This is a genomic window from Nocardioides sp. YJ-D4 (genome assembly GCF_054031495.1).
Map to the genome: position 1 here is coordinate 2,333,904 of NZ_CM132932.1, position 25,742 is coordinate 2,359,645.

Below are 25,742 nucleotides of genomic sequence, written 5' to 3' on the forward strand. Positions count from 1 at the left end.
AGGGGTCAGTTTCTGGCGTCGAGACGTCAGAGACTGGCGGCTTCGTCCGGCACGCGCTCGGAGACCTTCGGATCCCGGGCGCGTGCCGCGTCCATCAGCAGGTACGCCGCGATCGCCGCGCCGGTGGCCAACGCGATCGCGGCCGAGGCGTAGGCGGCGCCGTAGCCGACGGTCGTGACCAGGCCGGCGGCGATCAGAGTGCCGAGGAACCCACCGAGCTGCTGGGTGGTCGTGGTCAGGCCCGACCCGATCCCGGCATGCTCCGGCGCCAGCGCGCCCATAGCCAACGCCGTCACCTGCGGCATCGCGAGGCCGAAGCCGAGGCCCATCACGACCGCGCCGGGGAGAACGTCCAGGGCGAAGCCGCCCGCTCCGGGGAGGCGGACGAGGTAGACCATGCCTGCGACGAAGGCGAGCACGCCGACGAGCAGGACGCGCTCGGACCCGAACCGTTCGGCCAGCGTGGCGCTGAAGCCGAGGCTGGCGACGGCGATCACCACGCTGACCGGAAGGAACGCCAGGCCGGTCGAGAGCGCGCCGAACCCGAGCGTGTCCTGCAGGTAGAGCGTCGTGACGAACTGGAACGTGAACCCGCCGAACGTCAGGGTCAGCAGGATCAGGTTCCCGAGCGCGAACCTACGCTGGGCGAACAGGCCGCGCGGGAGCAGGCCACCCTTGGCGCCGGTCGGCAGCGTACCCTCCACCGCGCGGAGCGCGACGATCAGGGCGACGATGCCGAACGGCACGTTGATCAGGAAGGCCCAGCGCCAGGAGGCGACGTCGGTGAGTACGCCACCCAGGACCGTCCCCACCGACGCACCGATCGAGCCGACGAAGGCGAGCACGGCGAAGGCACGGAGGCGCTCGCGGGGCTCGGCGTAGAGGCCGGCGATCATGCCGAGCACCACGGCCGAGGCGATGCCGCCGCCGAGGCCTTGGACGAATCGCGCGAGGACCAGGGAGATCGGGTCCCAGGCGATGCCGCACCATGCCGAGGCGAGCGTGAAGATGCTCAGCCCGGCGAGGAAGACCGGGCGGGTGCCGAACGCGTCGCCGGCCCGGCCCGCGGGGAGCAGGACGAGCGCGAAGGCGAGCAGGAAGCCGTTGACCACCCAGGACAGCGAGGCGTCGCCGAAGCCCAGGTCGTCGCGGATTGCGGGAAGGGCGACGGTCACGACCGTGCCGTCGAGGATCACCATCAGCTGAGTGGCTGCGAGGGTCGCGAGCGCGACTGTCTTGGTCGTCATAGATACGACCATAGAAGATTGTTTGTTATGAAACAATCTATTTCGGGATATTCAGTTGTAAACCCATCCCTAGCGGGACGAGGCAGGCGCGCGACGCCGCAGCGTCATCGTGTGCGACGGCGTCGCCCACGGCCCCTCGACGAGGTGCTGCAGCGCCTCGATGAACGCCTCGCCCTCGCTCGGCGCCAGACCCTCGAGCGCCTTGGCGACGGTCGCGTTGTAGGCCTTCGAGGCCTCCTCGAGCGCCTTCACGCCAGCCGGCGTGAGTGCGACGATGCGGGCACGGCGGTCGGTGGTCGAGACCCGTCGCTCGGCCAGGCCGCGGCGCTCGAGGTTGTCGAGGGTGGTGACCATCGTGGTCTTGTCCAGCATCGCCATCTCGGCGACGGCGTTCTGGGTGTACTCCCCCTCAGCGGCCTTCATCAGCACGCAGTACTCCCGCACCGAGAGCTCCAGGTCGGCCAACGCCTCGCCGACCTGAGCCGCGAAGGCGTGCGCGGACTGGTTGAGCAGGAACAGCAGGTCGATACGCGGTCCGGTCATGAACTAGATCTTAACGAATCATCCGATACCGAACTATCTTCTGACCAACTATCTAACCCAAACGGCGCCCGACCCCGCAGACATCGGGATCGAGCGCCGTCCGGCATCGCCTCAGAGATACTGGGCGAGGTCCGCCTGGATCTCCTCGGGCGTCACCTGCGGCTCGTAGCGCTTGACGACCTCGCCCTCGCGACCGATGAGGAACTTGGTGAAGTTCCACTGGATGTCGCCCGGCGCCTCGGCACGCAGGAACTCGTAGAGCGGAGCAGAGTTCTCCCCGTTGACATCGACCTTGGAGAGGACCGGGAACGTCACGTCGTACGTCGTCTTGCAGAACTCCTGGATCTCGTCGTCGGTGCCGGGCTCCTGACCCATGAACTGGTTGCACGGGAACCCGATGACCTCGAGGCCGGAGTCCTTGGTGGCCCGGTAGAGCGCCTCCAGGCCCTCGTACTGCGGCGTCAGACCACACTTGCTGGCTACGTTGACGATCAGCAGCAGCTTGCCCTTGTAATCGCTGAGCGAGACGGTGCTGCCGTCAGCGGCGGTCGCTTCGAAGTCGTACGTGGTGGTCACAGGTCTCTCCTCGATCGAGTTGCGGTGCAGGGGGACAACCTTGCTCCGCCCGAGGTTATGCCCCGCGCTGGTGCGGAACCGACGAGGCCTCCTCGGCCAGGCGACGGTCACGCGCGACCGTCATGATCGCGGCCGACATCCATTCCAGAGCCTCGGGCATCTCGAAGGCGATCTCCTCGAGCAGCGTCGGCATGTCGTGCCGGCCCACCGAGAGGAGCATCTCGCTGAGCGAGCCGTCGGGCGCGGTGACCATGAACCGGAACTCGATCGCCTCGGCAGTCACCGTCGCGGCACACCGACTGGTCTCGAACGTCCACGGCGCACGGCGGGCACTGCCGTGGGTGCCGGGAGTCGTCATGACCGCGCATCCTATTCAGGTTGCCGCCCCGACCGCACCCCTTTCACTCCTCGGATCAGCCCTCGAACAGTGATTCGAATCTCGTCATCAGACACACCACCCCGGCGCGCACGAAGCGGCCCGAGGACCGGTACGTTCGTCCGCGGTCATGCAGCGGGGGAACACTGGAGAGGGACACAACTTCACATGATGGGCGGGCATCACGCGGCCTCTGGGGCTGCCGCGTGGATCGCAGTGACATCGTCGGCACCGATCGCGTTCGGGTGGTACCCGGGCGTCTCGGACATAGGCGTGATGACCGGCACCCTGGTGTGCGCCGGCGCCGCGCTGCTTCCGGACGCGGACCACCACAACGGCACGATCGCCCACTCGCTGCCGCCGGTCTCCGAGGGCTTGACCAAGATCGTCGGGCAGGTCTCCGGCGGCCACCGCAACGGCACCCACTCGATCCTCGGCGTACTCGCCTTCACCGGACTCGCCTGGGGCGCGGGGAAGCTCTCGCTCGAGACCGAACGTTTCGGCAGCATCCTGATCGGCCCGGGGATCATGTGCGTCCTTCTGGTCGCCTTCGCCATGGACGCGCTGAAGCTCACCCGCAAGGGCGTCCACTGGCCATGGATCCCGGCGGTTGCTCTGGCGGCGGTGATCGCGATCTTCGCGCCCGAGGAGTGGTGGTGGATGCCTTTCTCCGTCGCGCTCGGCTGCGTCGTGCACCTGATCGGCGACTTCGTGACCACGATGGGGATCCCGCTGTTCTGGCCGATCGCGCCGAAACCGCCGCGGTGGGTCCGGCGCAACAAGTGGCTGCCGTTCGACAACATGTGGACCCGGGGCGGCCACTTCGCCCTCCCGATCCTCGGCGACGCCGGCTCCATCCGGGAGTGGGTCGTGATGACCCCGATCAGCCTGTACGCCGTCGTCGGCTTCGGCTGGGCGCTGCTGAGCCAGATGGGCTTCGACGTCGAGAGCCGCTGGGAAGTCCTGGTCTCGAACCTCAGCACCCTCGTCTGACCGACGACCTCAGCTCTCGACGGAGCGCCGGCGCCCGCGGAGCGGGCGGACGAGGAACATCCCGGCCAGCAGCGCGATCGCGGCGAGGAGCGCGGCGACGGCGAGCACCCCGCTCAGGACGACCTTGGTCTGGATGCCGCGGTGCTCCTCGGCGACATCGTCGGAGACGATCAGCGTCATCGCCACGATGGTGTCCTTGAGGAGCTGGATGAAGCGGGTCATGTCCTCGGTCCAGACCTGCGCGGCGGGCCGTCCCGGGGCGTTGGACTCCAGGTCCCGGACCGCGCCGGCGAGGGAGCCGTCGTTGATGACCTGGATGACGGCGTTCTGCGACACCAGGCCACGGGATCCGTCGGCGAAGGTGCCGTCCGAGATCTTGTCCAGCGCCTTCTGGGTGGCCTTCGGGGCGTCGCCGTAGAAGGAGCGCGAGGTGAGCTGCCAGGACGTACGTGCCTCGCTCATCGCCTCCATCGACTCCTCGTCGATCTTCCCGGTCATGAGCGCGGGCACCATCACCGCGCGCTCGATCCCCAGCGACTCGGAGGCAGACCTGACGTACTTCAGGTTCGTGACCTGCTTGTAGATCTTCTCGTTGCGAATGTTGGGCATCTCGGTCGCGAAGTCGAGCAGCTCGTAGGCGGTGTCGGTGTAGGCGGCGACCGCAGCCTCCGTGCTCGCCTTGTCGCCTTCCTCGAGGTCGGTGCGGTAGGCGTCGATGCTCTTGAGGACGGTGTAGGTGCGCTCGACGCGCTCCCGCAGGCTCGGGGTGTCGGCGAGGTCGACCTTGGTGATGTCGTCGTGCCATGCCTCGATCGAGTCGTCGGTCACCTGGCGATAGGCCTGCCGGACCGCGTCCGGGACCTGGTCGGAGCTGAGCGCGTCCCGCTCGAAGATGAGGTCCATCCCGAGCTCGTAGCTCTCCGGGAGCGCTCCGGCGATCGTCACCGCCCGGCTGGAGACGGCACGCTCCTCGAGCGCATCGGCGAAGGTCAGCCCGCCGAGGACCAGGGCGATCAGCACCGGGACCAGCAGCACGGCGAGCACCCGGGTGCGGAGGAACCTCGGCTTCGGGGCGGCATGGGACCGAGGCGTACGCTGCGCCGACTCGACCACGCCGGCGACCGCCGTGACCGACGGGACCGAGGCGGCTGAGGAACCCGAGGATCCCGAGGACGCGGACGACGAGAGCACCAGGGGCTTGAGCCCGGCCGGCAGCTCGCGGCTGCCGACCGGAACCGGGGGCACGACCTCGGGCCGGCGCGCGAAGCCGACGACCTCGCCCGCGGTGGGCCGCCGGGAGGGGTCCTTGTCCATCATCGACGCCACGAACTCGTCGACATGGGAAGGCACGGTGACGACGTCGTTGACGTGCGGGACCGGCGCGGTCACGTGCTGGTAGATCATCGAGACCGGCTCGGAGCCGGCGTACGGGGCGCGTCCGGTGAGCAGCTCGAAGTACACGCAGCCGAGCGCGTAGATGTCGCTCGGCGGGCCGACCACGTTGTCGGCGGCCTGCTCGGGCGAGATGTAGGGCAGGCTCCCCATCACGTGGCGGGTCGAGGTGAGCCGCTCGGCCTGGTGGCTGGCCAGCTGGGCGATGCCGAAGTCGAGCACCCGGATCCGGCCGTCGCCGTCGTAGACGAGGTTGGACGGCTTGATGTCGCGATGGATGATCCCGGAGGAGTGGACCGCGGTGAGCGTACGCGCGACCTGGACCATCGCCTCGCTCGCCTCCTCGACGGTGAACCGCCCCTGCTTCTCCAGGCGGTCGGCCAGCGTCGGGCCGGGAAGCAGCTCCATGACGAGGTAGACGATGCTGCCGTACTCGGTCTGCTCGACGCCGACGTCGTGCACCTGCACCGTGCCGGGGTGGCTGGCCGCCGTCGTCGAGAGCGCCTCACGCCGGAAGCGCTCGGTCACCTTGGGGTCGGCGGAGGTCTCCACGACCTTCACGGCGACCCAGCGTTCGAGCCTGATGTCGGCCGCCTGCCAGACCTCGCCCATCCCGCCGCGGCCAAGCAGTCGGTGCAGGCGGTACCGGCCTGCGATCGGGGGGCGCGTTCGCATGCGCATATGTTGTCGGACTCACACCCCGTGCGTCTCGTGTACGCACCGATGAAATCCGCCGATCTTTGCTATCGTCGCCGGTTTACGCATCAACTGATCGCCCTCGTGCACGGAGCAGCGCGACCCCGAGCCCGGCGAGCACCGCCAGCACGATGCCGGTGAAGACTCCCCAGGCGATCGTCTGGTTCTGGGCGTCCCTGTGCTCGCGCTCGACGTCGTCGGCGAGCCGGCTGGCGGCGTCGACGACCACCTCCTTGAGGTCCTGGACGTAGCTGGCGGCATCGGCCAGCCAGAGCTGTTCCACGGGCCTCCCGTCGGCGCTGTCCTCCAGCTGCCTGACGACGTCCTCGACGTCACGGGCGTTGAGCACCCGGATGACGGCACGCTGGGATGAGACCGCGTAGGACCCGAACTCGAAGGACCGGCCCGAGATCCTGTCGAGCCGCTGCCGTGTCGCCGCGTCAGCGCGCGTGTAGATCGACTCCGAGTGGGTCGCCCAGGAGTCCTGGGCCGCGCTGAGGTCGGAGATGCCCTGGTCGCTGATCCGCTCGTTCCGCAAGGCGTTCGCCATGATCCTCCGCTCGAATCCGAGCACCTCCGAGACGGATCCGATCAGCTCCAGGTTCCGGGCCTGCTTGGCCAGCTCCTCGTCCCGGAACGAAGGCAGCTCGGCGGCGAGGTCGAAGAGCCCGTTGACCGCGCTCGTGTACAGCTCGACGGCCACCAGCTTGCCGGCCCTGTTCCCCGCCCGGGCGGCGGCGCGGATGTCGGAGAGCCGCTCGAGGGCGGCGGCCGACCTCTCCGTACGCCGCCGCAGACCCGGATCGCCGGCGGTGTCCAGCTTCTCGACCTCGGCGGTCCAGGCCTCGATGGACCGGTCGGTGATCTGGAGGAAGTCCTCGGTCAGCGCCGCATCGGTCCGCAGCGCGTCGCGCTCGATCGAGAGATCGAAGGCGAGCTGGAAGCTGGTCGGCAGGATGTTGGCCAGCGGCGCGGCGCTGCCGACGTTCGACATCGTGTCGCCGGTCCGCAGCGTGCCCCAGCCACCGAAGACCAACCCCGGCAGGACCAGGACCATCAGCACACCCAGGAGCGTGGGCGAGAGGCGCGGCCCTCTGATGTCGGGCGGACGTACGATCCGCTTCGGCGGCGGAGCGACGCCGCTCTCGAGCACCGTGGCCACCTCGTCGGCTCGGGGCCGCTTGGCAGGATCCGGGTCGAGCATGGCGGTCGCGATGCCATCGAGGTGGCCGGGCACGGTCACCAGCGTGCCGACCCGCTCGGGCACGAGCCCCGCGTACGGCGGGCGCCCGGCGAGCAGCTCGAAGAACACCGCACCGAGGGAGTAGACGTCGCTCGCCGGCCCGATCCGCTTGCGGTCGATCTGCTCGGGGGACATGTACGGCAGGCCCTCCCCGCCTCGGGGCGCCGGCGCACCGAGCAGCGCGATCCGGCCGTCGGGAGCGTACCCGATGGTGCCGGGTCTGATGTCTCCGTGCACCTGCCCGGCGGCGTGGCCCGAGGCGAGGAGGCGCGCGACCTGCGCGACGATGCTCGAGGCCTCTTCAGGGGCGAACGGGTGCTGCTCGACAAGCCGGCCGGCGAGATTCCGACCGGACAGAGCGGGTCCGCCCTGTCCGGTCAGATGGTTCAAATGCTGGCGACCGGCGCGTGGGGGACGGATACGCATGGGTCCATAGTCCCTGGTGAGCACCCCTGACGCCCCGGCCTCAGCCGAGAGTTTTCCTGGACTTGGCCAAGAGTTCGACTCCCCCGCGGGCTAACCCGGCCGAAGCCTGATGCCGTACTGCTGCACCTTCCGGTAGACGGTGGCGCGCGACATCCCGAGCTCCGCTGCCGCCTCCTGCATGGTGATCCCCGGGCGGGTCAGCACGCGGACGATCTCTCCGCGTTCGAAGGCATCGATGCGGGACAGCGGCCGCCTGGTGTCGGAGAGTACGTCGGCGGGAAGGTGACGCAGGTCGATCAGGTCACCGGCGCTCACGGCCCGCTGGACGACGTGGACGAGCTCGGCGACGTTGCCCGGCCAGCCGTGGTCGTGCAGCGCCCGCTCCGCGGCTGGCGTCAGCGCGATCTCCCGGCCCCGCACCCGCAGCCCCACCTGATGCGCCAGTGGAAGGACGTCCTCGGGCCGCTCCCGCAGCGGCGGCACCTCGACCACGGTGTCGACCAGGTCGGCCAGGGCCGCCGGGATGCCGTCGAAGGACTCGGCGGTCATCGCGAACGGCACGCCTGCGACCGCCCCGGGCGCCGCCTCGACGAGCAGGGCGTGCAGCCGCTCGGCCACCCAGGCGGGAAGCATGTTCACGTCGCGTACGACCACCGCGGTGTCCTGCTTGGCGAGCTCCGGCGTCCACAGCGACAGCCAGGCCTCGGCGTCGGCCGGCTCCGGGGCGGAGGCCGCCAGGATCCGGTCGCGGGGCCGCAGGTCGCGGAACGCCTGGGCGACCAGGGTCGTACGCCCCACCCCCGGCTCCCCGACCACGGCGACCCGTCGGCCGACCCGAAGCGCGTCGCGGACACTGCCCAGCGCTTCGCACCAGGCGGAGGAGAGGTCGCGGAGGCTGCCGGCGCCCGGCTCCAGCCGAGGCGCCTCGACCCGGAACACCTCACCGCGCGGAGCCGGGCGTGGCGAGCGGCCGTGGGCGCGGGCGAGCATGAGCGACGCGGTGTTGCTGGCCGCCGACTGCGCCAGGGCGAGCAGCAGGTCGTGGGAGGACTCCGACCAGGTGGTCAGATTGACGCTCCCCTCCAGGCGTCCGCTGATCGGGTCGATCACCGGTGCGGCGGCACAGGTGTAGCTGCACAGCGAGAGCGAGTAGTGCTCCTCGGCCCGGACCACGGTGGGTGTCCGGTCGGCCAGCGCGAGACCGAGCCCGTTGGTGCCCGCCGCGCGCTCGGCGTAGCTGAACCCCGGCGCCAGGTGGACGGCATCGAGGTCCCGGAGCAGCTGCTGGTCTCCGCTGAGCCGGTTGAGCACCAGGCCGACGGGATCGGTGAGCATCAGGCTGACCGGCTCGCCGACGAGCGTCCGGTGGAGGTCGTCGAGCACCTCCTGGCCGCACTGGAAGAAGAGCGACTCCTGGTCGTAGGCGCCGGAGAAGACCGGGTCGACCTCCTCGACGGAGACCCCGTACTCCTGGCTGCGCTGCCAGGAGGCGCGTACGCGCGGCGCCAATGCCGACGCGTCGACGGCCGCGGTGCGCTGCGCGATCGGATGACGCCCTGTCATGTGATCGACGTTACATCCGCCGGTCGGCGGAGACGGCCGGACGGCGTCTCAGATTGAGACGGTCGAGGTCTCACATTGAGACGCCGCACCCCTGATCTGCGCGTCGCCGCCGCCCTAGCGTCCTGTGACGAAAGCCACAGATCGGAGGAACCCGATGTACACCAAGAACAACGAGTCGTACTTCATCGTCGACGCCCACGTCGCTCTCTGGGACGCCCGGCCGGAGAACCAGCGCAACATCCATGGCAAGCAGTTCATCGACTGCTTCTACGACTACCACCGCAACCTCTCCCCCGAGGCGGAGCACTGGTCCTACGAGGACTACCTCTACCAGGGCGGCGAGCGGCTGATGCACGACCTGTTCGAGGTCGGCTACGTCGACCACGCGATCTTCCAGCCGGCCCACCTGGGCGAGTTCTACACGAACGGGTTCGGGCAGACCGAGGAAGCCTCGCAGCTGGCGGCGAAGCACCCCGACAGGCTGACGTACAACCACCACTTCGACCCCCGCAACGGCGAGGCCGGGCTCGAACAGCTCCACGCCGACGCCGAGCGGCTCGGGCTCAAGGGCGTGAAGCTCTACACCGCCGAGTGGCACGGGGAGTCGCGCGGCTGGAAGCTGACCGACCCCTGGGCGTACCGCTACTTCGAGGCCTGCCGCGAGCTCGGGATCACCAACATCCACGTCCACAAGGGCCCGACGATCCGGCCGCTGGACCGCGACGCGTTCGACGTCGCCGACATCGACCACGTCGCCAGCGACTTCACCGACCTCAACTTCATCGTCGAGCACGTCGGCCTGCCACGGCTGGAGGACTTCTGCTGGATCGCCACCCAGGAGCCCAACGTGCACGGTGGGCTGGCGGTCGCGATGCCGTTCATCCACACCCGGCCGCGCTACTTCGCGCAGATCCTCGGCGAGCTCGTCTACTGGATCGGCGAGGACCGGATCCAGTTCTCCTCCGACTATGCGATCTGGACGCCGAAGTGGCTGATCGAGCGGTTCGTCGACTTCCAGATCCCGGAGGACATGACCGAGTACGCCCCGCTCACCGTCGCGCAGAAGAAGAAGATCCTGGGCCTCAACGCCGCGAAGATGTACGGCCTGGAGGTGCCCGCCGAGCTGCGGCTGCCCGAGGCGGACGAGACCGCGACAGGTCCCCGTGAGCCCGAGCGGGCAGACCTCGCGGCGGTGTGACATGACCTTGCTGACCTGCGAGAACACCCGATCCGCCGAGGCGTACGCCGCGCTTCACGCGGTCGTCGACCCCGAGCTCGACGAGCCCATCACCGACCTGGGCTTCGTCCGGTCGCTGACCGTCTCCCCCAGCGCACCGGACGGCGAGACGGTCAGGGTCGAGGTCCATCTGCGGCTGCCGACGTCGTTCTGCTCCCCCAACTTCGCCTACCTGATGGCGAGCGACGCCAAGGACGCGCTGACCGCGCTGCCGTGGACCGACCAAGTGGTCGTCGAGCTCGACGACCACCACGACTCCGATCTGATCAACGCCGGGCTGGCGGCCGATGCCGGCTATCTCGGCACGTTCCGCCACGAGGCCGAGTCGTCGCTGGACGAGCTGCGGACCACCTTCCACCGCAAGGCCCACACGGCGGCGCTCGAGCGCTGCCTGACCCGGCTGCTGAGGGGGCAGCCGGACCTGGCCGAGGACGCCGTGGGCGAGGTCCGTCTCGGGGACCTGCCGGACGACGACTTCACCGCCTCGCTCAGGCGGCGCCGGGCGATCCTCGGCCTGCCCGACCTACCGGAGGCGTACGTCCTGGTCGACCACGACAACGAGCGGCCCGGCGACATCCCGCTGGCGCTGCGGAGGGCGCGTTCGACCCGGATCTCGATCGACGGGAACGCGCACTTCTGCCGTGGCCTGCTGGCCACGCGCTATGGCGAGGAGGTCACCTCGCCCGCCTTCGTACCTCTGACCGACCTGCACCGAGAAGGAGCATCATCATGAGCACCATGCGAGCCGTCCAGGTGGTCGGCTACCACCAGCCGCTGGCGATGGCCGAGGTCCCGGCTCCCGAGCCGACCGGCCCGTTCGACGTCGTCGTCAGGATCGGCGGCGCCGGCGTGTGCCGCACGGACCTGCACATCCTGGAGGGGCAGTGGGAGGAGAAGTCCGGCGTCACGCTGCCCTACACGATCGGCCACGAGAACGCCGGCTGGGTGCACGCGGTCGGTGCCGCCGTCACCAACGTCGCCGAGGGCGACAAGGTGATCCTGCACCCGCTGATCACCTGCGGGCTGTGCCGCGCCTGCCGCTCGGGCGACGACGTGCACTGCGAGCTCAACCAGTTCCCCGGTATCGACACCAACGGCGGCTACGCCGAGTACCTGAAGACCTCCGCCCGCTCCGTGGTGAAGATCGACGACTCCCTGGAGCCTGCCGATGTGGCTGCCCTGGCCGACGCCGGCCTGACCGCCTACCACGCGGCCGCGAAGGCCGCCCGTCGGCTGACCCCGCGCGACAGGTGCGTGGTCATCGGCGCCGGCGGGCTCGGGCACATCGGCATCCAGGTCCTCAAGGCACTCAGCCCTGCCGAGCTGATCGTCGTCGACCGCAACCCGGACGCGGTGAAGCTCGCCCTCGACATCGGCGCCGACCACGGCGTCGTCGCCGAGGGCACCCAGGTCGACCAGGTGCTCGAGCTCACCGACGGTGCCGGCGCCGAGGTCCTCATCGACTTCGTCGGCGAGGGCGGTGCGACCGCGGAAGGGGTCCGGATGCTCCGCCAGGCGGGCGACTACCACGTCGTCGGCTACGGCGAGAACATCGATGTGCCGACCATCGACATCATCTCGGCCGAGATCAACTTCATCGGCAACCTGGTGGGTTCCTACAACGACCTGTGCGACCTGATGGCGCTCGCCGCCCGTGGGGCCGTCACGCTGCACACGCAGAAGTACGCCCTCGACGACTTCCAGTCCGCCATCTCCGACCTCGACGCCGGCCGGGTCCGTGGCCGCGCGATCCTGGTCCCCTGAGGAGGCGACGTCATGAAGAGTCTCCTCGGAATCGGCATCTCGGTCGGCGTGCTCGCGGGCATCTGGACCCAGGTGAGCATCGAGCTCACGCTCATCACCTGGGTCGGGTTCGTCGCCTGGGCCTGCTACTTCGCCGCCGGAGGTGGCCGCGCAGGCTTCCAGAAAGGTCTCGCGGCCAACCTCGCCGGCGCCCTGTGGGGCTACGGAGCGAGCCTGGTCCTGACGTACGCCACCTTCACCGGGGCGGTCGCCCTGGTCGTCACGGTCGTCGCATTCATCCTGTGCCTGCAGGCGGCCGTGGACCTGCTGTCCTTCATCCCCGGCGCCTTCGCCGGGACGGCAGTCATCTTCGGCACCTCGTTCGACCTCGGCGGCACTCTCATCGCGCTGGTGGTCGGTGCCTGCCTCGGGTGGCTCTCGGACATCACCGGTCGCCGGATCCAGGCCGCGGTCGAACGATCGGGGCAGCCGGTCCGCGCCACCCAGCCCTGACCGGCTGAACGCGCCGATCCCGCTTGACCTGGGGTGATTCCAGGTCGAGCGGGATCCGTACGTCATCCGCGTCCCGCGGTGCGCCGCCCCAGGTAGGCGAGGCAGGCGACGGCGAGCGCGACGCCCCAGATCGGCCAGAGCATCTCCGGCGCCCATGCGCCCCAGTCCGAAGTGGCTCCAGGGACCGTCCAGAGGTCGTCCGCGATCGCCATCCGCCAGAAGGAGATCCCGGCGGACGTGACCGTGCCGGCGACCAGGATCCCCGGCACCAGGGCCATCGCGACCGGGACCGGATGCCCGCCGATGCGGGGCACCCAGCGCCAGAACACCTCGCCCCAGCGCGCCACCAACCCCCGGGTCAGGACCGCCCCGACCACGGCGAAGGCCGCGAGCCCGAAGCCGGCCCACTTCCCCGCGCCGAGGTCGTCCAGCATCTCGCGGCTGATCCCGAGCGGGATGTTCAGCGCCCAGGCGATCCGGGTAACGGCGTAGAGAAGAGGTACGACGACAGCGACCGCCACCGCAGGACGCCCCCAGCGTGCCCAGTGGCCCCAGTCCAGACGCCGGCCAGGCTCGGCCTTCCCGAGCAGGGTGACACCAGCGACGACCATGGCAAGTCCGCCGGCAGCATGCGCCAGAGCGACACCCGAGTCGACGAAAAGACGCCACTCGAGCTGTCCAGCGCCCGGTCCGAGCCCGGCCATCGCAAGCAGGACCTGAGGCAGATAGCCGAGGAACATCAGCGCGCGGACGTCGGAGACGACCACGGCGACGACGAGCCCGAGGACGATCAGGAGCCACCCTGTCGCTCTCGTCGTACGCGGTGTCCGCACCTTCGCGACCGCGCCCCCGGCAGCCAGGGCGAGGAGCGCGAGCACCGCGATCACCCAGGACATCTGGGTGCCGCTCAGAGCGCCGAGCGGCGAGGCCGCATCGGGGACCCACGGATCCGGTGCCCTGCCCAGCAGGGCGAGCCCGACCAGGGCGCCGAAGACGAGGGTCCAGGCGCCGGCCGCCCAGGGCGCCGCGCGCAGCACGACGGAGCGGTGCTGCGTACGTTCCATCGTGATGCTCATCGGTCCACCCCCTGAGCGGTCTCCCAGCGCCGGCCGACCGTGCGCAGAAGCGCCGGGTAGACGACGAGGTAGCGGAACGGCTTGATGAAGCTCATGTAGGCGTCGCCGAGCAGTCCGTTGGGCCGCACGAGCACGCTCATCTGCGCGCTGTAGCCGCCCGGCGAGCGCTCGTCCTCGACCCAGCCGAGGTGCAGGACACCGTGCATCGTGCGGTTGGCGATCTCCGCGGCGTACTCCCGATCCGTCAGGTAGAGCGGCTGGAACGGGCTGTCGTCGCGCTCGGGCGCGGGGTGGTCGCGGAGGTCATCGGGCAGCCGGTCGCGCAGCGACTCGACGCGCTGCCCGAGCCCGTGCTCGGCCTCGTCGGCGCCGAGCAGCCGGCCGAGCGCCCAGCGGATCGCGAAGAGGAGGCGGTACGCCGCCGGGAAGTCGCGGTCGTCACCGCTCATCATCGAATCGACGAAGCGCGGGAGATCATCGGCGCCGCCCTGGACGGGCAGTGCCCAGACGTCCTCCAGCTCGAAGTCCTCGGTGATCTCGTGGATGCGCCAGGGCCTGCTGGAGTAGACGCCCGACGGAAGCGGTCTCGTGGATGCTTGTGTGGTCATGTCTCCACACTGGTCCGCGCTCGCCGGGGGTTCGTCGCCCTCAGGTCGCGGGCACCTCATCCCCCAGGATGAGACTCAGCTACGGGGTCCGACCAACCCGGTCTCGTACGCCAGCACGACCGCCTGCACCCGGTCGCGCAGGCCGAGCTTGGCGAGCACATGGCCGACATGCGTCTTCACCGTCGCCTCGGAGAGGTGGACGCGGCGCGCGATCTCGGCGTTGCTGTCGCCGGTGGCGAGCTCGAGGAGCATGTCGAGCTCGCGCGGCGTCAGGGTCGCCCGGATGTCGGCGACCCGACCGCTGTCCGGGGCCGGCGCGGTCGCCACATGCTCCAGCAGACGGCGGGTCGTCGACGGCGCGACCACCGCGTGACCCGCGTGGACGGTGCGGATCGCGGCCACGATCTCCTCGGCCCGGGCGTCCTTGAGCAGGAAGCCGCTGGCGCCCGCCCGGATCGCCGGGAACGCGTAGTCGTCGAGATCGAACGTCGTCAGCGCCACCACCCGCGTGTCCGGCTGCTCCTCGGTGATCGCGGCCGTCGCCTGGATACCGTCGAGGCGGGGCATCCGCAGGTCCATCAGGACCACGTCGACCCGCTTCGTACGCACCAGGGCGAGCGCCTCGTGACCGTCGGCCGCTTCCCCGGCGAGCTCGAGGTCCGGCTGGCTCTCCACCATCATCCGGAGCGCCGAGCGCATCAGCTCCTGGTCGTCGACGATCGCGACGCGGATCGGGGCCTCTTCCTCGCTCATAGCGGCATCATGGCGCGTACGCGCCAGCCCTCGTCGCTCGGCCCGGCCTCGAGGGTTCCACCCACCGCCGTGACCCGTTCGCGCATACCGCGCAGGCCGCGGCCGGGTGGTCGCTGGATCCCCACGCCGTCGTCGCTGACCTCGATCGTGAGGTGGCGTGCGGTGCGGGTCACCGACACCGTCGCGACGGCTCCCGAACCTGCGTGGCGGGTGACGTTGGTGAGCGCCTCCTGCACGACGCGGTAGGCGGTCAGCCCGACGGCGGGCGCGACCTGACCGGGCTCGTCCACCTCGAGCCGGACCGTCAGTCCTGCCGCTCGCGTCCGCTCGACGAGGTCACCGATGTCGGCCAGCCCCGGTTGCGGCTCGGTCGAGGACTCGCCACCGAGCACGCCGAGCAGCCCGCGCATCTCCGTGAGGGCTTCGCGGCCCGTGGTCGCGATGGTGTCGAGGATGCCCGAGGCCCGTTCCGGCTGCTGCCCGACGACCATCCGGCCGGCCTCGGCATGGCTGACCACGACCGCGAGCGAGTGCGCGACCACGTCGTGCATCTCGCGGGCGATGCGCTGGCGCTCCTCGGCGGCGGCGCGGTCGGCAAGCTGGTCGATCCACGCGGCCCGGGTCGCCCGGAACCGGCCGAGCGCCCATGCCGCCACCGTGGCCGCGACCGTCGCGGTGGCCACCATCAGCCACCACGTCCACCCCTGCAGCCCGGTGCCGTCGAACCCCGAGAGACGTACGACGGTCAGCAGGCATCCCACCAGCCCGATGCCGAGCACGATCCCGGGCCACGGTCGCCGGTCCTGCGCACTCACCGCGTACAGCAGCACGAAGAAGCACAGGCTGCTGGGCAGCAGCACCGGCCCGTACGCGCTTCCCGCCGCCTCGGCCGTCGGCCCGCTCAGATCCGGCGCGGCCACGAGCACCAGCTCGGCCAGCGCCCCGACGGCGTACGACGGCAGCGGCCAGCGCCGGGCGGTGGCCACCGCGGCGTGAAGCGCCACCAGCGCGACCAGGAGCGCGATCTCCCACGCCGTGCTGACCTCGCCGTCGACGACCGAGGTCCACCCGACCGGCAGCAGCACGAGCGCCAGCGCCCCGGCCAACGCGACCTGTCCGGCGTCCCCGAGCCAGCGAGGTCCGGGAGCAGCTGCCACGGTCATGGGCTCACCCTAGTGCTGCCCGAGAACGACCGCAGGCCCTCTCCGATCGGAGAGGGCCTGCGGGCCGTCCCGGCTCAGCGGGACTGTCGACGAAGCGTCACATGCTGCGCGGACCGGTGGCGTCGTCGCGCTCCTTCTCGGTCATGCTGCGCGACTTCAGCAGGCTCAGGATGGTGGTGATGGCCAGGATGCCGACGATGACGCTGAGGGAGACGGAGATCGGGATCTCGGGCGCCCACTCGACGTGGTGTCCACCGTTGATGAAGGGCAGCTCGTTCTCGTGGAGCGCGTGGAAGACGAGCTTGAGGCCGATGAACCCGAGCAGGATCGCCAGACCGTAGGACAGGTAGACCAGCCGCTCCAGCAGACCACCGATGAGGAAGTAGAGCTGGCGCAGACCCATCAGGGCGAAGATGTTGGCGGTCAGGACCAGGTAGGCCTCGTTGGTCAGACCGTAGATCGCCGGGATCGAGTCGAGCGCGAACAGCAGGTCGGTCGTGCCGAGCGCGCAGATGACCACGAACATCGGGGTCGCGATCCGCTTGCCGTTCTCCCGGACGAACATCTTCGCGTTGTCGCCCCACTGCGAGGTCAGCGGGATGTGGCGCTCGAGGAACTTCACCACGGCCGGTTCCTCGTACTCGTCCTCGTCCTCGCCGCCCTCCATGGCCAGCTTGACCGCGGTGTAGATCAAGAAGGCACCGAACAGGTAGAAGACCCAGCTGAAGTTCTCGATCGCCGCGGCGCCGACAGCGATGAAGATGCCGCGGAAGACCAGCGCCAAGATGATGCCGATCAGCAGCGCCTTCTGCTGGAACTGCCGAGGCACCGCGAACTTCGACATGATGATGATGAAGATGAACAGGTTGTCGACCGACAGCGAGTACTCCGTCAGCCAGCCCGCGAAGAACTCCGTGCCGTACTTCGGGCCGGAGAACACGAAGACACCGATGCCGAACAGGATCGCCAGGCCGATGTAGACGCTCAGCGCGACGATCAGCTCCCGACGCGAAGGCTCGTGCGGTCGCCGGCCGATGACGAGCACATCGAAGAGCAGCACAGCGCTGGCGATGCCGATGGTCAACCACCAGATGAGAGGGGAGACGTCCACGAAGGGACTCCTTAGATCGTGAGGCAGAGCGGTTCTTTGGGAAGGTTAGGCGACCGAGGTCAAACCTTCGAAGTCGTAGCGGGCGCGGCGTCCGTCGACGGCATCGGCGACGGAACCGGAATCGGCGTACGGCAGCACACCAACCCGAGTTGTATGACAAGTGCGCAACCAGTCTAACAAGTTGCACTCCCGCCACTCCACATGATCCCAGCCGCGGACAACCAGATGAGTCAGCGATCACAGCGTGGATGACTGGACCTCAACCGGACTTGATGTTTTAGCGTCACTGCCAACAGAGAGAGGAGGGGGTGTGAGCGACACACTCACCGACCAGTTCAAGGCCGGCTTCCGTCGATATCCCACCGGCGTCGCCATCGTCGCCGCCTCGACCGAGACCGGACCCGTCGGGGCAACCGTGTCGAGCGTGGCCTCGGTCAGCGCCAACCCGCCGATGCTGTCGTTCTCGGTCTCCCGGTCCGGGCGGTCCGGACCGGCACTCACCGGGAGCGACCGTCTCGCGGTGCACGTCCTGACCGAGTCCCAGGCCGACGTGGCCGCCGCCTTCGCCGACCGGACTGCGCCGCGGTTCACGCTCGCCCAGGGCTGGACGCTCCCGCACGGGGAGCCGCCGGCCCTGCACGACGCCGCGGCCAGCTTCTACGGGCGCGTGGCCCGCGTCATCCCCGCCGGCGAGGCGTGGCTGGTGCTGCTCGAGGTCGATGCGATCAGCCTCGGCGAGTCCACCGACCCGCTCCTGCACCACGACCGCAACTACTGGTCGCTCGGCCCCTCTGCCAGCACCCTCCCGCTCGACCGCATCCTGCCCGAGAAGGCCTCCTGACCGTCGGCCCCCGACGGTCGCTCCACCACACCACCGAGAGGAACCAAGAATGCGTCTGTTCGCTCCCACCATCGAGGTCTCGGCCCACTGCGACCTGCCCTGCGGCGTCTACGACCCCGCCCAGGCCCGCATCGAGGCCGAGTCCGTCAAGGCCGTCATCGCCAAGGCGCTGGACAGCGACGACCCCGACTTCCGCACCCGCGCGGTGATCATCAAGGAGCAGCGCTCCGAGCTGGTCAAGCACCACCTCTGGGTGCTGTGGACCGACTACTTCAAGCCCCCGCACTTCGAGGCCTACCCCCAGCTCCACACCCTCGTCAACGAGGCCACCAAGCTCGCCGGCGCCTCCGGCACCAAGGGCACCCTCGACCTCGAGGTCGCCGACAAGCTCCTCGCCAAGATCGACGAGATCGCCGAGATCTTCTGGGCGACGAAGAAGGCGGCGTGAACAAGCAGGCCTGATCCCCGCACCGAGCCCCGCGGGGAGCCGAGAACTCCCGGACCACGAGTCGTAGGTCCGGGAGTTCTTTCGACGTCTGGGGTGCTTGTCGACGGGCGACGAAGACTGTCCGGATCTTTGGTCGGCGGAGCCGTGCCGGTGGAGGTGGGCGCGTACCTACGGTCGAGGCAGGTCGTCACCAAGCCCGCCCCGACCAAGGAGCAGATCATGCCTTTCCTCACGCCCAATGTCCCGCAGGTCGATCCCGCGGAGTTCCTCACCAGACCGCGTCAGGAGCGGCTGCATTTCCTGGCCGACTTCTGGGCCGAGTACGGCTTCGGCACCCCGAAGATGGTGCACACCATCTACATCGTGAAGCTGCTGGCGCTCTACATCACCGGCGGCGTGCTCCTGGCGACGCTGACCTCCGACGTGGGCGGTCCGCTGGCTGTCACTCAGTGGTGGGACGAGCCGATCGTCTACCAGAAGCTCCTCCTATGGACGGTGTTCCTCGAGCTGTTCGGTATCGGCGGCACCTGGGGTCCGCTCGCGGCACACTTCAAGCCGATGACCGGCGGCGTGACGTACTGGGCACGCCCGGGCACGATCCGGCTGCCACCCTGGTCGAAGGTCGTGCCTTTCACCAAGGGTGACAACCGCACCGTCTTCGATGTCGTGCTGTACGTCGCGTGCCTCGTGAGCCTGCTGGTCGCAGCCGCATCGAGCGGGGTGCAGGTGGACTCGCTGACGGCGGTCCGCCCCGAGATCAGCGGCGGCCTCGTCGATCCCACGCTCACGCTGATTCCTGCCGTGCTGCTGGTCCTGTGCGGCCTGCGGGACAAGATCCTCTTCCTCGCGGCTCGCGGTGAGCAGTACTGGCCGGCGCTTGTCTTCTTCAGCCTGGCCGGAACGGTCCTGACCTATACCGACGTGATCATTGCCGCCAAGCTCCTCATCGTCATCGTCTGGATCGGCGCCGCGACCTCCAAGATGAACGCGCACTTCGAGAACGTCGTACCTCCGATGGTGTCGAACGCACCGTTCGTCCCGCGCTTCATCAAGAAGATGCACTACCGGGCGCTCCCCCACGACCTCAAGCCGTCGAAGCTCGCCTGGTTCATGGCCCATGTGATGGGTACGACCGCCGAGCTCGTCGTGCCGCTGGTGCTGCTGTTCAGCCCGTACTGGCCGCTGACTCTGCTGGCCGTGGGCTGCATGGTGCTCTTCCACCTGTTCATCACCTCGACGTTCCCGCTGGCCGTGCCGCTCGAGTGGAACCTCCTGTTCGCCTACATCACCGTCTTCCTGTTCGCCGGGCACCCGGTCGGCGACGGCTACGGCGTTCTCGACTTCAGCGCCGGCTGGATGCTGCCGGTCTTCGTGGCCGCGCTGATGTTCTTCCCCGTGCTGGGCAACCTCCGACCCGACCTGGTCTCCTTCCTGCCTTCGATGCGGCAGTACGCCGGCAACTGGGCCTCGGCCACCTGGGCGTTCGCACCGGGTGCGGAGGAGAAGCTCAACCAGCTCAAGAAGCCGGCGAAGAACCAGATCGACCAGCTGGTCGAGGGGATGGGCTACGACCCGGACGCCGCCGAGATGACGATGCAGATGACGATGGCGTGGCGGTCGATGCACAGCCAGGGACGTGGCCTCTTCTCGGTGCTGCAGAACTACCTCGGCGAGGACTACGAGGCGTACAGCCTGCGCGAGGCGGAGTTCTGCTGCAACGTCGTGATCGGCTGGAACTTCGGCGACGGCCACCTCCATGACGACCAGCTCATCGAGGCGATCCAGAGGCGGATCGGCTTCGAGCCGGGCGAGTTCGTGGTTGTCTGGGTCGAGTCGCAGCCGATCCACAAGAAGACCCAGGAGTACTACGTGATGGATGCTGCTCTGGGAGTGGTCGAGCGGGGCACCTGGAACGTCGCAGATGCGGTCGCCGAACAGCCCTGGCTGCCGAACGGCCCGATCCCGCTGAACATCACCTCGCGGAGCTTCACCCAGCCCCCTCGCCTGCAGTCCCGTCGGGAGGTGACGTCGTGACCACCGCGGTGGTGGTCGGCAGCGGACCCAACGGTCTCGCAGCCGCCGTCGAGCTCGCGGCCGCAGGTGTGGACGTCACCGTGCTCGAAGGCCATGAAGAGATCGGCGGAGGCGCCCGGAGCAGCGAGGGCATCCTGCCCGGTCTGCTGCACGACCACTGCGCTGCATTCCACCCGATGGGCCCGACGTCCGCCTTCGGACGGCAGCACGATCTGGAGCGATACGGCCTGCGCTGGCGGACCGCCGATATCGACTGCGCGCACCCGCTCGACGACGGTTCGGCCGGCGTGCTGCGCCGGTCGGTGGCCCAGACCGCGGCGGGTCTCGGCGCCGACGGCAAAGCCTGGAGCCGGCTGTTCGAGCGGAACGCCGAGCACTTCGACCGGCTGGCCGAGGACATCATGCAACCGCTGGTGCGGGTGCCCCGGCACCCGCTGGGCATGGCCCGTTTCGGACTGCCCACGACACTGCCGGCCACGGTGCTGGCCAAGGTCTTCCGCACCGAGCAGGGCCGGGCGCTGTTCGGCGGGGTCGCCGCGCACGCCTTCCAGCCGCTCGACCGTCCCCTCAGCTCCGCGATCGGGGTCGGGATCATCACCGCCGGCCACCACAACGGCTGGGTGGTCGCCGAGGGCGGATCCCGGGCGATCACCGACGCGATGGCGGCACTCCTGACCGACCTCGGCGGCAAGATCGAGACGGGCGTACGCATCGAGACGGCCAGCCAGCTGCCCCACACCGACATCACGATGTTCGACCTCGCCCCCGAGTCGATCGCACGGATCCTCGGCGATCAACTGCCCCCGCGGGTCGCACGTGCCTTCAGTCGCTTCCGCCGCAGCCCCGGGGCTTTCAAGGTCGACTTCGCCGTCGACGGCGGCGTCCCCTGGACGAGCATGGAGGCGCGGCGTGCCGGCAGCCTCCACCTGAGCGGCACCTTCGCCGAGACGGTCGCGACCGAGAAGCAGATCGCGGCCGGACAGATGCCGGAGCGACCCTTCGTGCTGGTCGGGCAGCAATACCTCGCCGACCCTCAGCGCTCGGCGGGCGACGTGCACCCCGTCTACAGCTACGCGCACGTGCCGTATGGCTATACCGGCGACGCCACCGACGCGATCATGGGCCAGTTCGAACGGTTCGCCCCCGGCTTCCGCGAGCGAGTGGTCGGCGTGGCGGTCCGATCGACGACCGAGATGGCCGTCTACAACCCCAACTTCGTCGGCGGCGACATCATCACCGGGGCGAAGGACATCCGTCAGCTCGTCTTCGGGCCACGCCTGACCACCTCGCCCTACAGCCTCGGGAAGCCCGGCCTGTACCAGTGTTCGGCGGCCACGCCTCCGGGGCCGGGCGCTCACGGGATGTGCGGCTACAACGCCGCCCGGAAGGCGCTCGCGGAGCTGCGGTGAACCTAGTCCCGCGACAGAACGGCCTGCCCCAGCCAGTGGCAGGCCGTCAGCGCGAGCTCGAGTGCCTGACGGTCGTCGCCGATCGGACGGCCGAGGATCTTCTCGGCACTCGTCACCCGATACTTCACCGAGTTCTTGTGCATGACCATCGCTTCGGCCGTCGCGGTGTAGCTGCTGTCGTGCCGGAAGAAGAGCAGCAGCGTCTCGCGCAGGCGAACGTGCTGCTCGTCATCGCGGGCGAGGTCGCCCAGCGTCTCCTGAACCCACCACCGGGTCTGTTCCACGTCCTGCGCGAGGAGCGCGGCCACGTTGAGACCGGGCTCGTTGAACGCGGTCACCGGGTGGCTCGGGTCCTCCCGGATCATGGCGACGCGCTGAGCCTGCACAGCCTCGAGGTGGGTCTGCCGAAAGCCTGCGAGCCCGGCATGCGGCCGACCGAACGCAATCATCGGCAGCGGCGGACCGGCCGCATGATCCAGCAGCGGCCGTATGACGACCGGGTCCGGGCTGAATCCGTCCGGAACCGGGATCCAAGCCCATGCGCTCGCCCGATCGCGCGAGACGACCAAGGGACTGCCCGAGCCGAACCCCTCAGCCACCGCCGACACGGCCCGGTTGAACCGGGTCAGCTGGTCCTGCTGCGCGCCGGTCTCGTGCACCCACAGGACCACACCCAGATGTCGGACTCGCAGCCGATGACCGATGATCGACTCGGAAGCGTCGACGTCGTCGGTCGCGCCGCTGATCAGGTCCTGGATCCGGCCGAACCTGGCGGTGTTGCGCTCGGTCAGCCAGCGCTCGTGCTCGGTCTCGTACACAGTGACCACACGCTGAGAGATCCAGTCGATGTAGTCGAAGGTGACCGTGACGATCCGTTGATACACCATGGCCTGCACCTCGGGCGCGGAATGCCGACGCACGCACTCGGCGTACGCCTCCTTCAGCAGATGCTGTTGACCCAAGCGGTACGCGCGCACCAGGGCGTTGACCGGGACGCCACGTTGAGCGAGGCGCCGGGCGTACTCGAACGCTGCAGACGGCGGCTCGATTTTCTCGACCGGGATCCAGTGTCGGAGCGAGTGCAGGATGTTCTCGACGTTGCCGGCGACGCTCGACTCCAGCAGGTCGATGATCGCCGCGTCGCCCTGGAGCTCGACGATCCTGCTGGCAAGCACGTCACGGATCAGGCACGTGAGCTCCCCTAGGCGGTCGTTCAACGCCGACGCGACCGTCGCCACCTGCCCGCGCAGCTCCTCGTCCTCCATGTCCGTAGTCTCGCAGCACGATGTGACGCCACTCACTGTTCTCGGGGGACGAACGAGCCGTGAAGGTCTGGCGCCGTGCACCAGTGCCGCACCCCGAGGCGCGGATCTAGCGTCCCGGACATGAACGTTTCGACCCTTTCCAGCGAGCTGACGCAGATCCCCTTTCTCCGCGCGGCGAGCGATCCCGACGGGCCCTGCATCCAAGACGGCGACCGTGTCCTCGACAACGCCACTTTCGCCCAGGCGGTAAGGCGCCTCGCGGATCGGTTCGCGTCCCTCGGGGTGTCCTCCGGCGACACGGTCGCGGTCCTGCTCCACAACCGGGTCGAGATCGTCACCACCATGTTCGCGGCGTGGCTCCGAGGCGCCGCGATGTCACCGGTGAACCCCGCGCTGACCGACGAGGAGATCCATTACCAGGTGCAGGACTCCACGTCGGCGGTGATCGTGGGCGACGAGCACGCCGGCGACGTGGCCCAGGCGGTCGGCGTCGCGTGGGTGGACGTGCAGACGATCCATGAGCCGACGCAGACTCCCGTGCCCATACGCGAACCTGCATCGGTTGTCTCGGATTTCGCCCTGGTCATCTACACCAGTGGCACCACCGGCAAGCCGAAGGGCGTGCTGCTCGATCACGCCAACCTGGCGGCCATGAGCACCTCGATCATCGAGCACTTCTCGCTCACCGGCGGCGACACCAGCCTCCTTGTGCTGCCTCTCTTCCACGTCAACGGACTGGTGGCCAGCGTGCTCTCCGTCCTCCGCGCCGGCGGCAACGTCGTGGTGGGACCACGGTTCTCGCCGGACACCTTCTGGGACGTGGTCGAGACCCACCGACCGACGTACTTCTCTGCCGTACCGACGATCTACGCCGTCCTCGACGCTCGCACCCACCGTACGGTCGACACCTCGTCGCTGCGGTTCGTGATCTGTGGCGCGGCACCCATGCCGGCCGAGCTCATCACCCGTTTCGAGGAGCGCTTCCAGGTCCCTGTCATCGAGGGATACGGGCTCTCCGAGGGCAGCGTGGTGTCCACCATCAACCCGGTCGACGGCCCCCGCAAACCCGGCACCGTCGGCGTCGCACTGCCGGGCCAAGAGGTCGCGGTCGTCTCGGCCGACGGGGATCCCCAGCCCCGCGGACAGCGCGGTGAGGTGGTCATCCGCGGCGCGAACGTGATGCGCGGCTATCTCGGCCGGCCCGAGGAGACCGCGAAGGTCGTCCGCGACGGCTGGCTGCACACCGGCGATGTGGGGATCATCGACGAGGACGGCTTCCTGCGAATCGTCGACCGACTCAAGGACATGATCATCCGAGGCGGCGAGAACATCTACCCCAAGGAGATCGAGGAGTGCCTATACGGACACCCGGCCGTCCTCGAAGCCGCCGTGGTCGGCAAGCCCGACGACGTCTTCGGTGAGGTCCCCGTCGCGTTCGTCGCGACCAAGCCAGGCCTCGCCATCACCCCGGCCGACCTGCTCGCACACTGCTCCGCGGCCCTGGCCCGCTACAAGGTGCCCACCCAGATCCACGTCCGCACCGAGCTGCCGAAGAACTCCGTCGGCAAGCTCGTTAAGGGTCTTCTCCGTGATCAGACGGCGCAGTGACCGAACCGCTTCCCCGGAAGGAGACAACAATGGGTGACCTCAACGGACGGACGATGGTGATGTCCGGCGGAAGCCGTGGAATCGGACTCGAGACCGCGCTGGCCTTCGCCCGGAGGGGCGGCAACGTGGCCCTCCTGGCGAAGACCGACCAGCCCCATCCGGAACTTCCCGGCACGATCCACACCGCCGTCGATGCGATCCGCGAATCCGGCGGCAATGCGATCGGGGTGCTCGGTGACGTACGTTCCGAGGAGGACGTGGCCCGGCTGGTCAAGACCGCTGTCACGGAGTTCGGCGGCATCGACATCGTCGTCAACAACGCCAGCGCGATCCACACCGCCGGCACTCTCGACACGCCGACGAAGAAGTTCGCCCTCATGCACGAGGTCAACATCCGAGGGACGTGGCTTCTGACCAGCACCGCCCTCCCTCGGCTGCGCGAGTCGCGAGGGTCGATCATGACCCTTTCGCCGCCTCTGAACCTCGCGCCGCACTGGCTCGGCGTCCACCCCGCCTACACGACGTCGAAGTACGGCATGACTCTGCTGACCCTCGGCTGGGCCGCCGAGTTCGCTGCCGACGGGATCTCGTCCTACTGCCTCTGGCCCGAGACCCTCATCGACACCGCCGCGGTCCGAAACGTCGTCGGCGGCGCGGACCAAGCCCGATCACCCCAGATCATGGCCGACGCGGCCATGGTCGTCCTCGACCTGCCACCCGAGCACAAGAACGGCCGTGAGTTCATCGACGCCGACGTCCTCCGTGCATCCGGCCTCACCGACCTGAGCCAGTACGGCGGCGACGCACCCGCCAAGGACATCTTCGTCGACTGACGACCTAGACGTATGACAAGTACGTCACTAGTGTGACAAGCGCCA

Annotated in this window: 24 protein-coding genes; 11 read left to right on the forward strand and 13 right to left on the reverse strand. The window is 69.1% G+C overall.

The genetic code is table 11. The features are described from left to right. Nucleotides 1-26 precede the first annotated feature (26 nt). The 4 genes from ACW14X_RS11080 to ACW14X_RS11095 form a co-directional block, all read right to left on the reverse strand. Nucleotides 27-1,247: an MFS transporter gene (locus tag ACW14X_RS11080; RefSeq protein WP_457165630.1), complete on the reverse strand. Its 1,221-nt coding sequence runs from the start codon at nt 1,245-1,247 to the stop codon at nt 27-29. Between the two features lie 69 nt (nt 1,248-1,316). Next, the gene (locus ACW14X_RS11085; protein WP_160025466.1) at nt 1,317-1,790 is read right to left on the reverse strand and encodes a MarR family winged helix-turn-helix transcriptional regulator; all 474 of its coding nucleotides are present in this window, start codon (nt 1,788-1,790) and stop codon (nt 1,317-1,319) included. Between the two features lie 111 nt (nt 1,791-1,901). Then, nucleotides 1,902-2,366 carry a glutathione peroxidase gene (locus tag ACW14X_RS11090; protein WP_160025467.1) on the reverse strand — a complete coding sequence of 155 codons (465 nt, stop codon included), beginning with the start codon at nt 2,364-2,366 and terminating at the stop codon, nt 1,902-1,904. A gap of 55 nt (nt 2,367-2,421) precedes the next feature. Continuing rightward, entirely contained in the window at nt 2,422-2,724 is a 303-nt protein-coding gene (locus ACW14X_RS11095) for a hypothetical protein (protein WP_160025468.1), read from the reverse strand. 189 nt (nt 2,725-2,913) lie between these two features. Here ACW14X_RS11095 and ACW14X_RS11100 point away from each other — a divergent pair, with 189 nt between their 5' ends. Next, nucleotides 2,914-3,735 carry a metal-dependent hydrolase gene (locus ACW14X_RS11100; protein ID WP_457165631.1) on the forward strand — a complete coding sequence of 274 codons (822 nt, stop codon included), beginning with the start codon at nt 2,914-2,916 and terminating at the stop codon, nt 3,733-3,735. A 9-nt stretch (nt 3,736-3,744) separates the two neighbouring features. Here the strand turns inward: ACW14X_RS11100 and ACW14X_RS11105 are convergent, their stop codons facing one another. From ACW14X_RS11105 to ACW14X_RS11115, 3 genes are all read right to left on the reverse strand, one after another. After that, nucleotides 3,745-5,802, reverse strand: a complete 2,058-nt coding sequence (locus ACW14X_RS11105) for a protein kinase domain-containing protein (protein ID WP_457165632.1) — start codon at nt 5,800-5,802, stop codon at nt 3,745-3,747. Between the two features lie 82 nt (nt 5,803-5,884). After that, nucleotides 5,885-7,492 carry a serine/threonine-protein kinase gene (locus ACW14X_RS11110; protein WP_457165633.1) on the reverse strand — a complete coding sequence of 536 codons (1,608 nt, stop codon included), beginning with the start codon at nt 7,490-7,492 and terminating at the stop codon, nt 5,885-5,887. Nucleotides 7,493-7,582: 90 nt separating this feature from the next. Further along, nucleotides 7,583-9,055 (reverse strand): AAA-type ATPase lid domain-containing protein, encoded by a 1,473-nt coding sequence (locus ACW14X_RS11115; protein WP_350838609.1) that lies wholly within the window; start codon nt 9,053-9,055, stop codon nt 7,583-7,585. 154 nt (nt 9,056-9,209) lie between these two features. Here ACW14X_RS11115 and ACW14X_RS11120 point away from each other — a divergent pair, with 154 nt between their 5' ends. Genes ACW14X_RS11120 through ACW14X_RS11135 form a run of 4 tightly spaced genes read left to right on the forward strand, consistent with a single transcriptional unit; the run spans nt 9,210 to nt 12,548 of the window. Beyond that, nucleotides 9,210-10,253: an amidohydrolase family protein gene (locus ACW14X_RS11120; protein WP_350838611.1), complete on the forward strand. Its 1,044-nt coding sequence runs from the start codon at nt 9,210-9,212 to the stop codon at nt 10,251-10,253. A gap of 1 nt (nt 10,254) precedes the next feature. Continuing rightward, entirely contained in the window at nt 10,255-11,025 is a 771-nt protein-coding gene (locus ACW14X_RS11125; RefSeq protein ID WP_457165634.1) for an iron-sulfur cluster assembly protein, read from the forward strand. Next, nucleotides 11,022-12,056, forward strand: coding sequence for an NAD(P)-dependent alcohol dehydrogenase (locus tag ACW14X_RS11130; RefSeq protein ID WP_457165635.1), 1,035 nt, complete (start codon nt 11,022-11,024; stop codon nt 12,054-12,056). Before ACW14X_RS11125 ends, ACW14X_RS11130 begins: the two co-directional genes overlap by 4 nt. 12 nt (nt 12,057-12,068) lie before the next feature. Further along, nucleotides 12,069-12,548: a DUF1097 domain-containing protein gene (locus ACW14X_RS11135; RefSeq protein ID WP_457165636.1), complete on the forward strand. Its 480-nt coding sequence runs from the start codon at nt 12,069-12,071 to the stop codon at nt 12,546-12,548. A gap of 62 nt (nt 12,549-12,610) precedes the next feature. On the opposite strand, the gene ACW14X_RS11140 is transcribed toward ACW14X_RS11135, so the two are convergent. The 5 genes from ACW14X_RS11140 to ACW14X_RS11160 all read right to left on the reverse strand — a co-directional run bounded on the left by ACW14X_RS11140 (nt 12,611) and on the right by ACW14X_RS11160 (nt 17,259). After that, nucleotides 12,611-13,624 carry a hypothetical protein gene (locus ACW14X_RS11140; RefSeq protein WP_457165637.1) on the reverse strand — a complete coding sequence of 338 codons (1,014 nt, stop codon included), beginning with the start codon at nt 13,622-13,624 and terminating at the stop codon, nt 12,611-12,613. Further along, a complete protein-coding gene (locus ACW14X_RS11145) occupies nt 13,621-14,232 on the reverse strand; it encodes a DUF2867 domain-containing protein (RefSeq protein ID WP_457165638.1) in 612 nt (203 codons plus the stop codon). The genes ACW14X_RS11140 and ACW14X_RS11145 overlap by 4 nt, the downstream gene beginning before the upstream one ends. A gap of 75 nt (nt 14,233-14,307) precedes the next feature. Then, nucleotides 14,308-14,985, reverse strand: coding sequence for a response regulator (locus ACW14X_RS11150; protein WP_457165639.1), 678 nt, complete (start codon nt 14,983-14,985; stop codon nt 14,308-14,310). After that, nucleotides 14,982-16,148: a sensor histidine kinase gene (locus ACW14X_RS11155; protein ID WP_457165640.1), complete on the reverse strand. Its 1,167-nt coding sequence runs from the start codon at nt 16,146-16,148 to the stop codon at nt 14,982-14,984. The genes ACW14X_RS11150 and ACW14X_RS11155 overlap by 4 nt, the downstream gene beginning before the upstream one ends. A 97-nt stretch (nt 16,149-16,245) precedes the next feature. Beyond that, nucleotides 16,246-17,259: a TerC family protein gene (locus ACW14X_RS11160; protein ID WP_350838625.1), complete on the reverse strand. Its 1,014-nt coding sequence runs from the start codon at nt 17,257-17,259 to the stop codon at nt 16,246-16,248. A gap of 310 nt (nt 17,260-17,569) precedes the next feature. Between ACW14X_RS11160 and ACW14X_RS11165 the strand changes: the two genes are divergently transcribed. The 4 genes from ACW14X_RS11165 (at nt 17,570) to ACW14X_RS11180 (ending at nt 21,991) form a co-directional block, all read left to right on the forward strand. Next, the gene (locus ACW14X_RS11165) at nt 17,570-18,100 is read left to right on the forward strand and encodes a flavin reductase family protein (RefSeq protein WP_457165641.1); all 531 of its coding nucleotides are present in this window, start codon (nt 17,570-17,572) and stop codon (nt 18,098-18,100) included. A 49-nt stretch (nt 18,101-18,149) separates the two neighbouring features. Further along, complete coding sequence (gene sodN, locus ACW14X_RS11170) at nt 18,150-18,548, forward strand: superoxide dismutase, Ni (RefSeq protein WP_160025482.1); 399 nt, start codon at nt 18,150-18,152, stop codon at nt 18,546-18,548. 219 nt (nt 18,549-18,767) lie between these two features. After that, complete coding sequence (locus ACW14X_RS11175; RefSeq protein ID WP_160025483.1) at nt 18,768-20,582, forward strand: DUF3556 domain-containing protein; 1,815 nt, start codon at nt 18,768-18,770, stop codon at nt 20,580-20,582. Continuing rightward, nucleotides 20,579-21,991, forward strand: coding sequence for a phytoene desaturase family protein (locus tag ACW14X_RS11180; RefSeq protein WP_160025484.1), 1,413 nt, complete (start codon nt 20,579-20,581; stop codon nt 21,989-21,991). Before ACW14X_RS11175 ends, ACW14X_RS11180 begins: the two co-directional genes overlap by 4 nt. 2 nt (nt 21,992-21,993) lie before the next feature. On the opposite strand, the gene ACW14X_RS11185 is transcribed toward ACW14X_RS11180, so the two are convergent. Beyond that, nucleotides 21,994-23,256: a PucR family transcriptional regulator gene (locus ACW14X_RS11185; protein ID WP_457165642.1), complete on the reverse strand. Its 1,263-nt coding sequence runs from the start codon at nt 23,254-23,256 to the stop codon at nt 21,994-21,996. Between the two features lie 120 nt (nt 23,257-23,376). Here ACW14X_RS11185 and ACW14X_RS11190 point away from each other — a divergent pair, with 120 nt between their 5' ends. Beyond that, on the forward strand, nt 23,377-24,864 hold the full coding sequence (locus tag ACW14X_RS11190; protein ID WP_457165643.1) for a class I adenylate-forming enzyme family protein: 1,488 nt from the start codon (nt 23,377-23,379) through the stop codon (nt 24,862-24,864). Between the two features lie 29 nt (nt 24,865-24,893). Continuing rightward, complete coding sequence (locus tag ACW14X_RS11195; protein ID WP_160025487.1) at nt 24,894-25,697, forward strand: SDR family oxidoreductase; 804 nt, start codon at nt 24,894-24,896, stop codon at nt 25,695-25,697. The last annotated feature ends 45 nt before the right edge of the window (nt 25,698-25,742 follow it).